18 protein-coding genes are annotated in these 14,930 nt (G+C 41.7%); 7 read left to right on the forward strand and 11 right to left on the reverse strand.

Annotated features, from left to right (window positions below):
- Positions 1–4 precede the first annotated feature (4 nt).
- Together MKX73_RS16635 and MKX73_RS16640 are read left to right on the forward strand one after the other, a co-directional pair.
- Positions 5–547, forward strand: a complete 543-nt coding sequence (locus MKX73_RS16635) for a cysteine hydrolase family protein (RefSeq protein ID WP_340718409.1) — start codon at positions 5–7, stop codon at positions 545–547.
- A gap of 169 nt (positions 548–716) precedes the next feature.
- The gene (locus MKX73_RS16640) at positions 717–974 is read left to right on the forward strand and encodes a GlsB/YeaQ/YmgE family stress response membrane protein (RefSeq protein WP_340718410.1); all 258 of its coding nucleotides are present in this window, start codon (positions 717–719) and stop codon (positions 972–974) included.
- Between the two features lie 54 nt (positions 975–1,028).
- Here the strand turns inward: MKX73_RS16640 and MKX73_RS16645 are convergent, their stop codons facing one another.
- Entirely contained in the window at positions 1,029–1,712 is a 684-nt protein-coding gene (locus MKX73_RS16645) for a lytic transglycosylase domain-containing protein (protein ID WP_340718411.1), read from the reverse strand.
- A 142-nt stretch (positions 1,713–1,854) separates the two neighbouring features.
- Between MKX73_RS16645 and mscL the strand changes: the two genes are divergently transcribed.
- The 3 genes from mscL to metC all read left to right on the forward strand — a co-directional run bounded on the left by mscL (position 1,855) and on the right by metC (position 4,708).
- Complete coding sequence (mscL, locus tag MKX73_RS16650) at positions 1,855–2,247, forward strand: large conductance mechanosensitive channel protein MscL (RefSeq protein ID WP_340718412.1); 393 nt, start codon at positions 1,855–1,857, stop codon at positions 2,245–2,247.
- 185 nt (positions 2,248–2,432) lie between these two features.
- On the forward strand, positions 2,433–3,548 hold the full coding sequence (locus MKX73_RS16655) for a methionine biosynthesis PLP-dependent protein (protein WP_340718413.1): 1,116 nt from the start codon (positions 2,433–2,435) through the stop codon (positions 3,546–3,548).
- Positions 3,545–4,708, forward strand: a complete 1,164-nt coding sequence (metC, locus tag MKX73_RS16660; protein ID WP_340718414.1) for a cystathionine beta-lyase — start codon at positions 3,545–3,547, stop codon at positions 4,706–4,708. The genes MKX73_RS16655 and metC overlap by 4 nt, the downstream gene beginning before the upstream one ends.
- A gap of 55 nt (positions 4,709–4,763) precedes the next feature.
- On the opposite strand, the gene MKX73_RS16665 is transcribed toward metC, so the two are convergent.
- Positions 4,764–5,195 carry a DUF4362 domain-containing protein gene (locus tag MKX73_RS16665; RefSeq protein WP_340718415.1) on the reverse strand — a complete coding sequence of 144 codons (432 nt, stop codon included), beginning with the start codon at positions 5,193–5,195 and terminating at the stop codon, positions 4,764–4,766.
- A gap of 247 nt (positions 5,196–5,442) precedes the next feature.
- Between MKX73_RS16665 and MKX73_RS16670 the strand changes: the two genes are divergently transcribed.
- Together MKX73_RS16670 and MKX73_RS16675 are read left to right on the forward strand one after the other, a co-directional pair.
- Positions 5,443–6,381, forward strand: coding sequence for a ring-cleaving dioxygenase (locus tag MKX73_RS16670; RefSeq protein WP_340718416.1), 939 nt, complete (start codon positions 5,443–5,445; stop codon positions 6,379–6,381).
- 13 nt (positions 6,382–6,394) lie between these two features.
- Positions 6,395–7,450 carry an LLM class flavin-dependent oxidoreductase gene (locus MKX73_RS16675; protein ID WP_340718417.1) on the forward strand — a complete coding sequence of 352 codons (1,056 nt, stop codon included), beginning with the start codon at positions 6,395–6,397 and terminating at the stop codon, positions 7,448–7,450.
- A 60-nt stretch (positions 7,451–7,510) separates the two neighbouring features.
- On the opposite strand, the gene ssuE is transcribed toward MKX73_RS16675, so the two are convergent.
- The 9 genes from ssuE to MKX73_RS16720 are packed head-to-tail and all read right to left on the reverse strand — an operon-like array spanning position 7,511 to position 14,925.
- Positions 7,511–8,044: an NADPH-dependent FMN reductase gene (ssuE, locus tag MKX73_RS16680; RefSeq protein WP_251687706.1), complete on the reverse strand. Its 534-nt coding sequence runs from the start codon at positions 8,042–8,044 to the stop codon at positions 7,511–7,513.
- A gap of 14 nt (positions 8,045–8,058) precedes the next feature.
- Positions 8,059–9,381 carry an LLM class flavin-dependent oxidoreductase gene (locus tag MKX73_RS16685; protein WP_340718418.1) on the reverse strand — a complete coding sequence of 441 codons (1,323 nt, stop codon included), beginning with the start codon at positions 9,379–9,381 and terminating at the stop codon, positions 8,059–8,061.
- Between the two features lie 11 nt (positions 9,382–9,392).
- A complete protein-coding gene (locus tag MKX73_RS16690; protein ID WP_340718419.1) occupies positions 9,393–10,520 on the reverse strand; it encodes an LLM class flavin-dependent oxidoreductase in 1,128 nt (375 codons plus the stop codon).
- 12 nt (positions 10,521–10,532) lie between these two features.
- Positions 10,533–10,904, reverse strand: coding sequence for a chemotaxis protein CheY (locus tag MKX73_RS16695; protein WP_340718420.1), 372 nt, complete (start codon positions 10,902–10,904; stop codon positions 10,533–10,535).
- 15 nt (positions 10,905–10,919) lie between these two features.
- Positions 10,920–12,218 carry an O-acetylhomoserine aminocarboxypropyltransferase/cysteine synthase family protein gene (locus tag MKX73_RS16700; protein WP_340718421.1) on the reverse strand — a complete coding sequence of 433 codons (1,299 nt, stop codon included), beginning with the start codon at positions 12,216–12,218 and terminating at the stop codon, positions 10,920–10,922.
- 14 nt (positions 12,219–12,232) lie between these two features.
- A complete protein-coding gene (locus MKX73_RS16705) occupies positions 12,233–12,724 on the reverse strand; it encodes a redoxin domain-containing protein (RefSeq protein ID WP_340718422.1) in 492 nt (163 codons plus the stop codon).
- A complete protein-coding gene (locus MKX73_RS16710; protein WP_340718423.1) occupies positions 12,721–13,074 on the reverse strand; it encodes a FixH family protein in 354 nt (117 codons plus the stop codon). The genes MKX73_RS16705 and MKX73_RS16710 overlap by 4 nt, the downstream gene beginning before the upstream one ends.
- A complete protein-coding gene (locus MKX73_RS16715; RefSeq protein ID WP_065215891.1) occupies positions 13,071–13,841 on the reverse strand; it encodes an ABC transporter permease in 771 nt (256 codons plus the stop codon). The genes MKX73_RS16710 and MKX73_RS16715 overlap by 4 nt, the downstream gene beginning before the upstream one ends.
- A gap of 13 nt (positions 13,842–13,854) precedes the next feature.
- Positions 13,855–14,925 carry an ABC transporter substrate-binding protein gene (locus tag MKX73_RS16720; protein WP_340718424.1) on the reverse strand — a complete coding sequence of 357 codons (1,071 nt, stop codon included), beginning with the start codon at positions 14,923–14,925 and terminating at the stop codon, positions 13,855–13,857.
- Positions 14,926–14,930 lie beyond the last annotated feature (5 nt).

Consider the following 14,930-nt stretch of genomic DNA (forward strand, 5'->3'; position numbering starts at 1 on the left):
ACAGATGAAAAAAGCATTGATCGTAATTGATTATACGTATGATTTTGTAGCAGACAACGGAAAATTGACTTGCGGCAAGCCGGGACAGGCAATCGAAAAAAATATTAGTACATTAATAGAACAGTTTATTGAACATAATGATGTTGTCGTATTCGCCAATGATTTACACTTCGAAAACGATCCGTATCATCCTGAATCTAAATTATTTCCTCCCCATAATATTGTAGGAACAAAAGGACGTGAGCTTTATGGGTCTGTGAAAGAGCTTTATGAAACGTATAAAGACCGCGTAATTTCATTTGATAAAACCCGTTACAGTGCTTTTGCAGGAACAAATTTGGATATTTTACTGCGGGAGCGTGCCGTTGAAGAAGTTGTCCTTGTCGGAGTATGCACAGATATTTGCATTTTGCATACCGCAGTGGACAGCTACAATTTAGGCTATAAAATCACAGTACCTGAACACGGCGTTGCAAGCTTTAATGAAATCGGACATGAATGGGCACTTGGCCATTTTAAAACATGTTTAGGTGCATCCATTATTTAAAATAAAAAATTCGCCAAATAATTATTAATGCTAAAGTAATTTCACTAAAATAATTCCCGCAAATGCTTAAAACTTCCAGCTAAAAAAATGTTTAAGGAATTGCCATATAGGAAATAAATAACTAGATGCAATTATTATTGAATAATCTTAAACAAAGGAGTTGGACAGTATGATGAGTTTCATTTGGTTTTTAATTATCGGAGGTATTTTAGGTTGGTTAGCGGGTGTGATTTTAGGTAAGGATGTACCTGGTGGTATTATCGGTAACATTATCGCAGGTATTGTCGGTTCATGGATCGGCAGCATGGTATTAGGAAACTGGGGCTGGAAAGTTTCAGACTTCTACGTATTCCCTGCATTAATCGGTGCCATTATTTTAATCTTTATCGTAAGTTTCATCATGCGCTCAATGCGTAAAGCAACTTAATTGTAAATCATCTAGAATAACGAGCAAAAAGTGTGACGCAATGTCACACTTTTTTTATTTGTCCTCATCAAGTGCAATCTGTTTCAGCTGCTTGCCGTAATCCCGATACATCTTATAGTAGTATAATATATCTTCAACGTATTTATCACTGTGATTATACTGGAAAATTGCTTTTTTCAGTTGCCCTTCATTTACACCGGCAATGGATAAAAATTTGGCTGCACTGAATACGGCATCTTCAATATCAAACGGATCAGCTATACCGTCACCATTTGCATCTACCCCATACCCGCCATATTTTTTTATGATCGCCGGATTCGTTTTATCATGATCCGGGATGGCTCCCTGCCCTAAATCTTTGCATGAAGGGTGTTGCCATCCTACAAAAGTACAGGGCATAAACTGCAGATGCCCTTCAGCGCCAACCGGTGAAATAAGTGTTTTCATTGTGGAAAAACGGGTTTCCACCCGGTGATGTGCTGCCAAAAGTGTCCACGGAACACCGTATTTCTGTTCGGCTGCGACGTAAACAGGGATATATTCGATTGGAATTTCCAAATCGAAATTTTCCTGAATTTGCTGATACACTGTTTTATCTGTAAACGGCCAACCACGAAATTGCTGCCAGCTGAAATAAGCGACAATATAAACCGTTAAAGTGATGGGGATAAGCAAAATAATCAATAATATTTTAGTTTTCGGGGAAAGTAAAGAGTTCTTTTTTTTGCTTTTTGCCATATAAGCCACCAATCTTTAAGACGAAATAATGTTGTTAACTTTCATTCTACTAAAAAAGCAGGTAATTTACACTGTTGAAAATTTGTATATCAATGTATAAAATTATACTTTATTTAATAAAGACAAAAGGAGTTGCTATATTATGTGGAAAGACTTTAAAGAATTTGCGATGAAAGGCAATGTTATCGATTTAGCGGTTGCAGTTGTTATTGGTGCAGCATTCGGTAAAATTGTTACTTCATTAGTTGAAAATATTATTATGCCGCTTGTCGGAATGCTTACTGGCGGAATTGATCTGACAAACGAATGGAGATTCGGGTCTGGAGAAGCGCAGATTGCACTGGGTGTATTCGTTCAATCGATTATTGATTTCATTATTATCGCATTTGCTATTTTTATGGCTTTACGAGTACTGACGAAACTAAACCGCAAAAAAGAAGCACAAGTTGCGGAAGACCCAACACCGGAACTGGATGCTAAAGAAGAACTGCTTAAAGAAATCCGTGATTTATTGCAAAAAGAGCAGACTAAATAAAAAATGACTAATCCTAGTATACAAACTAAACGTATTCTAGGATTTTTTTATTTTTTAATTCAATAATCCTCCTATTCTACTTAATCCTCGTTTCTCCTATTGTCCCTTTTATCTGTTCATGATAAATTGATGTAATACTCGATTCATTCGAAATGTTTAGCAAATTCATGTAAGGAAGTGTATTCATGTCACAACGATCAATTGAAACAAAATTAGTACAGCTCGGAAATTTAAGTGATGCCAAAACAGGAGCGATCAATCCGCCGATTTATATGTCGACAGCTTATCAGCATACTGGTATTGGTGAATCGACAGGCTATGATTATACACGTACTAAAAATCCCACTCGTACAATTCTCGAACAAGGAATCGCGGAGCTGGAAAACGGCGATGCCGGGTTTGCCTGCAGTTCTGGAATGGCGGCAGTACAACTTGTGATGTCATTATTTAAACCGAATGATGAATTAATCGTTCCGGAAGATTTATATGGCGGAACCTATCGTCTATTTAAAACATTTGCGGAAAACTATAATATTAAACCGGTTTATAATCCGTTTACTGATGTGGAAGAAGTAGAAAGCTTAATCAATGAAAATACGAAAGCATTGTTTATCGAAACTCCGACGAATCCGTTGATGCAGGAAATCGATCTGGTGGCCTATGCGGCACTGGCTGAAAAACACAACTTATTGCTAATAGTGGACAATACATTCTACACTCCTTATTTCCAGCGACCACTTGAACTGGGTGCACACATTGTTTTACATAGTGCAACAAAATATATTGGCGGACATAATGATGTTCTGGCGGGATTAGTCGTTGCAAAAGGTTCTGAATTATGCGAGAAATTAGCATTCTATCATAACGGGATTGGAATGGTACTTTCACCAATGGATTCATGGCTGCTCATTCGCGGTTTGAAAACATTGCATTTACGTTTAAAGCAGCATGATGCCAATGCAAAAAAAGTGGCCGAATACTTGGCTGATGAACCTCTTGTGACAGATGTACTGTATACAGGTAAGGGCGGCATGCTGTCTTTCCGTGTCAAAGATCCGTCAATGGTCAACCCGTTTTTAAAAGGAATCCAACTGATTACATTCGCAGAAAGTCTTGGCGGTGTTGAGAGCTTTATTACCTACCCTGCTACACAGACCCATGCCGATATGCCATATGAGGAACGTGTTGCACGAGGTGTTTGTGACCGGTTGCTGCGTTTTTCTGTAGGTATTGAAGAAGCAGAAGATTTAATCGCAGACTTAAAACAAGTTTTCGATAAGTTACGAGGTGAATTCGCATGACAAACCGCATTGAAACAGCATTAGTTCATGGAGCGATCCGTGAGGGCTATGCCGATAAAAAAGGTGCTGTAAACGTACCGATGTATTTATCATCGACTTTCCATCAGGAATCGATCGATGAATTTGGTGAATATGATTATGCGCGTTCCGGTAACCCGACACGTGCCGCACTGGAAAAAGCGATTGCTGAACTTGAAGGCGGTAATCGAGGGTTTGCATTCGCTACAGGTATGGCTGCTGTATCAGCATGCTTTATGATTTTATCTGCAGGCGACCATGTCGTAATTACCGAAGATGTTTATGGTGGTACGTACCGTTTCGTTACAAAAGTATTGCCGCGCTACGGGATTACCCATACATTTGTCGACTTTACCGATACTGAAGCAGTAAAAGCAGCTGTACGTCCGGAAACGAAGTTGATTTATATGGAAACACCTTCGAATCCAACCTTAGGCATCACAGATATTCGCGGTGTAGTTGAAATTGCTAAGCAACACGGTGCACTTACGTTTTTAGATAATACGTTCATGACACCGCTGCATCAAAAACCGCTTGAATTAGGTGTCGATGTTGTTATACATTCCGCTACAAAGTTTTTGTCAGGGCATTCGGATATAGTAGCAGGCCTTGTTGTAACTAAAGATGAAGCACTCGGCAATGAAATTTATTTCGTTCAAAATTCATTCGGTTCTGTACTCGGTGTACAGGATTGCTACACGCTGATTCAAAATATGAAAACAACGGCTGTACGCTTTAACGAGGAATCACGTGTTGCCATGCGCATCGCACAATTTTTACATGCACATCCGTTAGTGGAAAAAGTCTACTATCCAGGACTCCCTACTCATCCGGGGTTTGAAGTTCATGCTGCACAGGCAACTTCTGCTGGTGCAGTATTATCGTTCAGTTTACCGAATTATGACATTGCAAAAGCTTTTGTCGAAGCGATGAAAATCCCGGTATTTGCGGTTAGTCTTGGCGGTGTTGAATCGATCCTATCATACCCTGCCAAAATGAGTCATGCGGCGATGGAACCTGAAGAACGGGTAAAACGCGGAATTACTGATGGCTTGCTGCGCTTTTCAGTCGGTTTGGAAAATGAAGATGATCTGATTGAAGACTTTACACAGGCATTGGAAATCGCCAGTAATATAAAATAACATGAAGGCCGACTAAATCTCTTGAGAAGGATTTTGTCGGCCTTTTGTTACGTACTTATTCATTTGTTACCGATAATAAATTGATTTCATAGCCATCTTCACATGATTTAAAATTATAATCAGTCAAAGAACCCGTTACATCTTCACTTAATTCATGACACTGATAATTTTCAATGTTTTTGCTTCCCCAATTATCTTCACGGTTATCAACTTCGATGCTATATTCCCCTTCCTGATATTCAACTTTCCAGTAGATTGGTGCTCCCTCTATCGTATAGCGCGTCAATTCCAATGACGTTTGTTTATTTTCGGCTGTATCTTTTAAAAACTGATGCAATAACGCCAAATTTTCGACCTCGCCATTACGATCAATCACACGATCGGTACTGACAGGTTCATTTTCCTGCAGTTCAATTGTCTTTGCTTGTTCGTTATCCTGACATCCAGCCATTAGAAACAGTATTCCAAATGCGAGCAGTCTGATCATTTTATCCCCCTTTTCACTAGCTGAAATTTTATTTAAAGCAGTAATTCAATTTCTTTCTTTATCTATAGACGTATAAAAAGGAAAATAGTTACAGTAATTATTTACTTTGAATTCGAGATATTATTCTTGTCGTCGTAACAGTTGAGTAGTAAAGTAATATTTAAGTAATTTCTTGATCCGTTAGTCTTTTTTAAACAAACTATTTATTGATCGTACAGCACACGAAATAATTATTGGAGGAATGAACATGTATACTATTCCAGGACATCATCATATTTCGATGATTACAAAAAATGCACAGCAAAACAACAGATTTTACCGCGATATTTTAGGATTACGCCGCGTTAAAGTGACGGTCAATCAGGATGACACTTCCATGTACCATCTCTTTTATGGTGATAAAACAGGCAGTCCGGGTACAGAGCTTTCATTTTTCGAGATTCCGTTAGTCGGACGCACTCACCGAGGCACAAATGCCATTACAAAAATCGGTTTGATCGTACCAAGCGTCGATAGCCTGCAGTATTGGGTGAAACGACTGGATGAATTTGGCGTTCAACATGAAGGCATTACAATATTTGCCGGTCGCCCTGCTCTCCTTTTTGAAGATGAAGAAGGCCTGCGTTTGGCACTTATCGCTGCACCAAATACGAAAGTGGGACATTGGGAAACATATGAAAAATCCCCGGTTCCGGTTGAACATCAGATTCAAGGAATGGGCACTGTCGAAATAACCGTGAAAAATAAAGGAAAACTGATTCGCACTTTAACTGAAATCTTTCATTATGGATTGAAAACACAGGATGAAACAACCGCCCTTCTCCAATCGATCGATGATGAAATGTTCGGGGAAATATACATTGTCGAACAGGACGGACCATCGGAAAAACCTGGTCGCGGCAGCATTCACCATTTGGCAATTCGCGTGAAAGATGATGAAGAACTTAAGTATTGGAATGAGCAAGTAAAAGCACGGGGCTTTATGACTTCAGGCATTGTCGACCGTTACTATTTTAAAAGCCTGTATTTCCGTGAATCGAATGGCATCTTATTCGAAGTTGCGACAGATGGACCCGGCTTTTTACGTGACGGTGATGTGGACTCGCTTGGTGAACAATTGGATTTACCGGATTTTTTAGAACAACAGCGTGAAGAAATCACAGCAAAACTGAAGCCTATTTTATAAGGAGGCAATGAGCATGGAACAATATCGAATCAACGAAAAAAACGGGATGGAGTTTGGACTATATACGTTGGGTGATCATATACCGAATCCTTTAACAGGATCACGCATTCCTGCGCAGCAGCGCATCCAGGAAATCATCGAAGCGAGCCAATTGGCAGAACAGGCAGGAATTGATGTATTTGCAGTCGGCGAAAGTCATCAGCAATATTTCACAACCCAGGCTCATTCAGTTGTACTCGGTGCAATTGCACAGGCAACGAAAAGCATTAAACTCGCAAGTTCTGCCACGGTGTTAAGCGCAGCGGATCCGGTCCGTGTTTACGAGGATTTTGCGACAATCGATTTAATTTCGGATGGCCGTGCAGAAATCGTTGCAGGACGCGGCTCACGGGTTGGCGCACATGAACTGTTCGGCGTTAGTCTGCGTGACTACGAGGAAATATTTGAGGAAAAACTCGCTCTGTTAAAACAGTTAAATGACCAATCGGTTGTTAACTATGATGGAAAATTTCGTCCCACTTTAAAGGATGCCCATATTTTGCCTCAGCCGTTAAATGGTTCGATCCCGATTTGGCGTGCTGTTGGCGGTCCTCCCGGAAGTGCGATAAAAGCCGGGTATATGGGCATTCCAATGATGCTGACAACTTTAGGCGGACCTTCGATAAACTTTAAAGCTTCTGTTGATGCATACCGCGAAGCAGCAGACCGCAGCGGTTTTGATGCGGCATCCTTACCGATTGCAACGACGAGCCTGTTTTATGTTGCGGAAACGGAAAAAGAAGCGGTTGATGGGATGCACCCTCATTTAAGCGGCGGTTTCCAGGCGATCCGAGGTCAGGGCTATCCGCGTTGGCAGGTGGAACAGGCATCGCAAGTGGAAGATGCGCTCATGGTCGGCAGCCCAAACCAGATAATCGAAAAGATGCTGTACCAATACGAGTTGTTTGGCATGCAGCGCTTCATGGCCCAAATCGATTTTGGCGGTGTGCCGTTTGAGAAAGTCATGAAAAATATCGAACTGATCGGTAACGAAATCATCCCGGCAATTAAAAAGTATACAGCGAAATAGTAAAATCTATTATTTCAATAAAAAACCCGCGAAGAAAATGACTTCTTCGCGGGATTCATCTTAAACAGTTACTTTACTTTTCGGTGCAACACTTTCCCACACCTTTTCGATGCGTTCTTTTGCTGCTTCTTCCAATGTAAAGCCATTGTCAGTTTTCGTAACTTGTGAATCAACAATATAAATCGGACTTGAAATTGTTGTCGCCCCTAAAATCGAAAGGACCGGCTTCAATGAATATTCAAGTGCCAATAAGTGTGCGATTGACCCGCCGATTGCGACCGGTACGACGATTTTGTTTTCCAGCCCTTTTTGCGGCAGTAAATCGATGAATGTTTTTAAAATGCCTGTATAGGAGCCTTTATAGATCGGTGTAAGGAAAAATACGATATCGGCCTCCCCTACTTTGACAATTTCTTCTGCAATTGCTTCACTCGCATAGTTTGCAGTGATCAAATCTTCTGCAGGCAATTGATGAACCTGAATTGTTTCATGCGAAATGCCCTGCTGCTCAAGCAATGATTCAATTGATTGCTGAACACCTGTTAATCGGGATGTTACACTGTTGCCACCATTAATTAAAATCGCTTTAGTCATGATTCGCAATCCTCCTAAATATTTTGTAAAGTATAACGGGATGGGACTTGCTTTAACCCTAAATTTTCACGTAGTGTCTTGCCTTCATATTCTGTACGGAATACCCCGCGCTTTTGAAGCTCCGGAATAACCAGATCGATAAAGTCGGTAAAGCCGCCCGGGAAATACGGTGGCATCAAGTTGAAGCCATCCGCAGCTTCCTGATCGACCCACTCAATTAACTGATCTGCTATTTCACTTGGCGAACCAAAAATAATGCGGTGCCCGCGTGAACCGGCGATACGTAAATACAGCTCTCGAATTGTCAGGTTTTCACGTTCAGCCAGTTCGATGATCAGCTGCTGACGGCTACGGTTACCATTCGTCGGAGGAATATCTTTCGGCAATGGACCATCCAAGTCATGTTGTGACAGATCAACACCTAAATAGTCTGCTAAAAAGTCCAGGCCAATTTCCGGTGTAATCAGCTGTTGCAGTTCCTCGTATTTTGCATAGGCCTTTTCTTTCGTTTCCGCCACATAAATCGATACGCCCGGCATGATTTTAATATCTTCTCGGTCACGTCCTGCAGCAACTGCCTTGTCTTTCAGTTTTTTATAAAACTGTTGTGCATCTTCAAGCGTCTGCTGTGCAGTGAATATAACATCCGCTTGTTGTGCAGCAAGAGTCGTACCGGCTTCCGATGAGCCTGCCTGCACTAAAACCGGTCTTCCTTGAGGCGGACGCGAAGAATTTAACGGACCGCGCACTGCATAAAACTCACCTTTATGGTTTAATGTGTGCAACTTCCCTTTTGTAATATATTCGCCTGTCTTTTTATTACGTGCCAATGCGTCATCTTCATAAGAATCCCATAAGCCTTTTACTACTTCGACAAATTCATCTGCCCGTTCATAGCGTAAAGAATGATCCAGATGCTGATCCTTGTTAAAGTTGCTCGCTTCTGCCGAATAGTAACTTGTTACAATATTCCATGCAGCTCGCCCGCCGCTTAAATGGTCAAGTGATGAAAATTTGCGCGCGATATGAAATGGCTCATTGTATGTTGTTGAAGCAGTAGCTGTTAAACCGATATTTTTCGTCACTGTTGATAAAACACTCAGTAACGTTAGCGGTTCAAAGCGAACTTGTTCTGCCGGGTGTGAAAGTTCGTTAAAAGACAGACCATCACTTAAAAACAACATATCCAATTTCCCCTGCTCCGCTTTTACAGCAACTTCCTTGAAAAATTCGACATTTTCGCTTGCGTCAGCCTGTGCATCCGGATGACGCCATGAAGCGATATGATGTCCTGTACCCATTAAAAAGACGCCTAATTTCATTTGTTTTTTTGTCATTTGCGTTCCTCCTACACTAACTGCTCTTCGCGTTTAGCCAATATTTCATGAACGAGTGGAATGACCTTTTCACCAATCTCTTCAATCACTTCCAAGTGCGGGAAACCGCGAAGCAGTACTTTATCAAAGCCTAAATCAACGAACTCCACGATACGCTCAGCAACCTGCTGCGGTGTGCCGACAAGTGCAATCGAGTTGCCGGATAACACTTGTGTTAACCCTGCCCAAATATTCGGTGCAATCACGAAATTATTGTCTTTTGACTCAAGCATCAACTGATGTAGACGGCTTACACCTACTGCTCCGTTACTTACTGTATTGGCATGTTTGGCTTCCAATACTTCCGGGTCCACTTGGCTGATAATTTTGTTCGCATTTTCAAACGCAGCTTCTTCTGTATCACCCAATACAACCTGGAATGAAACACTGTAGGATAGATCGCGATTTTTTTCTTTTGCCAGTTTAACAACCGTTTCCAGCTCTTCTTTTGTCGTTTCCAATGTTTCTCCCCAAAGCATGTAAACATCAGCCACATCTGTTGCCACTTCTTTTGCAATAGGTGATGAACCACCGAAGAAAATAGGCGGCGCATTTTTTACAGGCAATGGCAGGTTCGCGCCTTTTAATGTGTAGAACTCGCCATTATAATCAAACGTTTCCCCGTTAAACAGGCGTTTTAAAATTTCAATATACTCGCGTGTACGTTTATAACGATCTGTATGGGATAAGAAATCCCCGTCATTTTCAAGTTCTTTTGGCGCTCCGCCTGTTACGACATTGACGAATACACGGTTATTCGTCCAGTAGTTGACAGATGAATACTGTTTTGCCAGTTGTGTTGGCGCAGTAGAACCAGGTCGAACTGCAATCAGGTAATTCAGTGTCTTTGTATGTGCCGTCAAATGCGATGCCGCAACCAATGAGTCAACACAGCTTCCGCCAATCGGTAACAATAATGTCGAGAAGCCTGCTTTTTCAGCAGCCTGTGCAACTTTTGTAATATAATCTACAGAAGGTTCACGATCCGAATCAACACCGACACCTGACCATGTTTGTGCACCTTTATTTGACGTTTGGTTCCCTACATATTCACTATCGCCAGAAGTTGGCGCCATTGTAATAAACTCTACTTTTGTCATTTTAATTCCTCCTTATTTTGTAACCGGTGCACTTGCTACTACTTCATCGGCCGGTAATTCGTTTGATTGTTGAATTGTGCCTGATTTCAACTGTTCTGCCACCTGTGCAAAAGATTGATTTGCCGGAATGTTAATGAACGAAATTTGTTCTTCCTGTGCTTTTTTGTAAGATAATTCGCAGAAAGTTTCTGGCGGTGCAACAAAAGTTGTCGCTCCCAGTTCAATTGCTTTACGTAATGTTGCGCCGCGGCGTCCTTCAGTTAAATCAAGTGCCGGATTACGCACATCTTCTACAGAATGGTCCTGCTGAATAATGCGTAAAATTGTTCCTTCCACAATCGGTGTTACAATACCTTCATCATTTACTACAACTGCAATCGTCATTTTAAAATCCCCCTGTTATTTTGTTATTTGAGCAACCTCGGCAGCTTTTTGCAAGCTTTGCGCCAAGTCGTTTTTAATATCTTCAATATCTTCCAAACCAATAGATAAACGGATCAGACCAGGTGTTACACCACTTGCCAATTGCTGTTCCGGTGATAGTCGTGAATGTGATGTGCTTGCCGGATGGATGACAAGTGACTTCGAATCGCCAACATTGGCAACATGTGAAAGAAGCTGAACATTATTTATAAATGCCTTCGCTGCCTCTAGTCCTCCTTTGATACCAAAGCTGAATATCGACCCTGCCCCTTTTGGTAAATACTTCTCTGTTAAATTGTTTGGATCATTGCCAGGTAGTGTCGGATAATTTACCCATTCCACCAGATCATGCTCCGCTAAATATTCCGCAACTGCCTGTGCATTCACCACATGCTGACGTACGCGAACTGCCAGTGATTCAAGACCTTGAATGAAAAGCCATGCATTGAACGGTGATAATGTGGCGCCTAGATCATGACCCAACTCAAAGCGTGCCTTCGTAACGAAAGCTTTTTCTCCTGCTGCTTCAACGAATGAACGGTTGCCGATCAATTCATTCGGTTCAACAAAACTTGCAAAACGAGGCGCTTTCCATTCAAATTTACCGCCATCAATAATCGCGCCGCCTAAAGACGTGCCATGACCGCCGATAAATTTCGTTGTGGAATGCACTACAATATCTGCTCCAAATTCAATCGGCTTCGATAAGTAAGGTGTCGCAAATGTATTATCAACAATAAGCGGTACATCATGGCGGTGTGCTACTTGTGCCAAACCTTCAATATCCGCAATTTCCAAACTTGGATTGCCGATTGTTTCAGTGAATACTGCACGTGTTTTGTCATTGATTGCCGCTTCAACTTCCTGTAAGTCAGACCCTTCGACAAAGCGTACTGTTACACCGAAGCGAGGCAATGTTTTGGAAAACATTGTGTACGTGCCGCCATAAAGAGCATTCGTTGCGACGATTTCATCGCCTGCCTGTGCGACAGTCAGGATGGCAATCAAAATTGCCGCCTGTCCAGAAGCGACCGCAAATCCTCCGACACCGCCCTCCAGTGCTGCAAGACGTTCTTCAAATACAGCATTTGTCGGATTGGCATTTCGTGAATATAAATAGCCGCTTTCCTGTAATTTAAATAAGTTTGCCGCATGTTCCGTATCATCAAATACATATGAAGTTGTCTGATACAGCGGTACTGCACGTGAGCGAGTTACCGGATCAACTGTTTGGCCTGTATGGAGAGCGATTGTTTCCTGATTAAAAAATGTCATATGAAAATTCTCCTTTAATAAAGAAATTTTTGGGTTAGTGTCAGCAATTCCTGTTCTGTCAGTTCACCTTTTACGGTGTGTAGTACTTTTCCGTCCTGTATAAACAATGTCGTCGGCAATGTTAGAATTTCTAAGCTTTCTTTCAGCTGCCCTTGACGGTCTAAAAGGATCGGAAACGGCAAATCGAATTTCGCTAAATACTGATTGACCAGTCTTGTCGGTTCTTCCACATTGACTGCATAAAGCTCAACGTCATGTGACTGAAGTGTTTCATACGCCGCTTTAAAGGCGGGCATTTCCCTTTCACATGGCGGGCAGTAGGTTGCCCAGAAATTTAGGATGTAGGTGCCTTCTTCCGGAATGGCAAATTGCTCACCGGAAGTTGTTTGAAGCACAATTTCCTCGCCTTTTGCTTCTGCCTTTTGTTTCGGCATATTTGAAATAATGGCGTAGCTTAAGGCACCAATCAGGACAGCAGATAATGATAGCTGTATCCATTTTTTCATTTCAGCGTCACCTCGATTTCAGGCATTTCATGCAGTTCCTTATAACTGACATGTGATATCACTTTATAAGTGCCGGTACCGTCAAAGCTCGTTTCAATCGTATACTTGCCATCCCCGCCATATTCGGGTTTCACGGAACCAATGGCATTGCCGGCTGGATTGATCAGTTCGAATTCAATTTCCGCACTGTCCTGAACCGGTTCTCCGTTGTACGTTACGGCTGCTGTAATCGTTACAGGTTCAAATGCTTCGAGCTCGGTTTTACTGGCATCCAGCTTTACATCCAGCGTTTCACTTGCCTGTGCGCTGCAGCCGGCAAGCAACAGGATTGTAAGTAGAATTTTTTTCATTTGCCATCTGCCTTTAAATTTGTCCAGAACAGCAGGCGCTTTTTCAACTTTTCAAATGCAATCATGATAGCGACAATGATAATACTGTTAAAGATGATACCTGCAAGCACATAGTGATATTGTGAAAAGTCACTGTAATACTGGATGAAAAAGCCCATTCCTGATGAGGCACCGAACATTTCGGCAATCGTTAAAATCAGGAAGCTCATACCAAGTGATGTACTTGCACCGCTTAAAATATGGGGTGCACTTGCGGGTAACACGACTTTCAGTAAAAAGGTCGGTCCTTTTAAGCCAAGTGATTTCGCGTTGTCGAGATAGTGCTTTTCAATCAGCAGAACACCGTGGATTGTTCCTAAAAATACTGGCCAAAACGCGCCGATAAAAATCAGGGACATCGAAGCCGTCTGGAAAGTCGGTAAAATCGCAATGACATATGGAATGAACAGTGTTGGCGGAATCGGACTTAATGCATGAAAGTAAGGCATTAATATTTCACGTGAACGTTTGTTCAATCCGAAAAACAGACCGCCTACAATTCCTGTCACTAAAGCTCCGAAGAACCCGGGAATCAGTAGTTTCATCGAACTTACAACACCGGTTAAAAGTTCACCGATTTTCGCGGAAAAGGATTCAACGACCGTTAGCGGCTGCGGGAAGATTACCGGATTGATCCATGTCGCATATTTAGTGACAAGTGCCCAAACTACAATAAATATAATTCCTATCAAAATAGTAAGATTATAGCGTTTAAAAAATGTGAGCATTCCATCATACCCCTTAAATGTTTTGTTCATTAAATCGAACGAGCTGATCTTTGTAATAAGCATCATCCGGATATTGTTCAATTAATTCGTTTAATGCTTTTTCATATAGATCGATATTTACATATTCGTTTACATCAATATCATCCACATTTTCAACATAGCCGATTTCTTTCATCTGTTCCCACATTTGGACTACTTTCTCTCTGCTTGGATCAGAAGAATAATTCGAGTGGCTGTCGTTTACAATCGTATCAATTACTTTGTCATCGACTTTCATATATTCTTTCGCAGCAGTTACAGCTGATTGCGGATCTTCAATTTTTTTACGTTCCGCGCGAATAAGTGCCTTCAAGAATCGTTTGTATGCCTCACCGTCTTCTTCCGCCAGTAATTCCGAACGTGTTACGACACGGCAGCATACATGCCCTTCCTGTAAATCATTGCTCCATGCAACTGCTTCAAGACCCATATCAACCGCCTGTGCGTAGAACGAGTTTGCCGATACTGCAACATCCACTTTTCCGGATGCTACCGCTTCAAGCAACATACTGCCTGTTTTGAATTCAACGATTTCCAGATCATTTTTCCAGTCGATGCCTGCATCTTCAAGCGCAGAACGGAAAACGATATCCGATGTAAAGATCCTGATAGTTCCGACCTTTTTTCCTTTATAGCTTTCAAGTGAAGTATATTGCCCCGCGTTTTCCTTTTTCGTTAAAATCGGGTGTCCGCCTTCCAAATGGCCGCCAATAATGGAGAAATCCGAGCCGTTTGCAATAAATGTTAACGGGCCAGCTGTGCCGAATGTTAATCCGACATCAATTTTCCCTGCCTGCAGTGCATTCAGTCCATCTGCCGAGTTTGCGAAGCCAACACGGTTGACCGAAATATTTTCTTCTTCAAAATAGCCTTCCTGGTGGGCAATGTCGACAAGTGTTCCACCAGCTGACTGACTTAAACCTACTGTGATTTCATAGTCGTCCGAGGCTTCCCCTTTCGAAATTTGTTCATCATTTCCACATGCAGCAAGTAAACCTGCCGCTAAAGCGAGTGAAGCGATCCATTTCTGGTTTGTTTTTTTCATATAAC

This window comes from Solibacillus sp. FSL W7-1436 (assembly GCF_038007305.1).
Classification (GTDB): domain Bacteria; phylum Bacillota; class Bacilli; order Bacillales_A; family Planococcaceae; genus Solibacillus.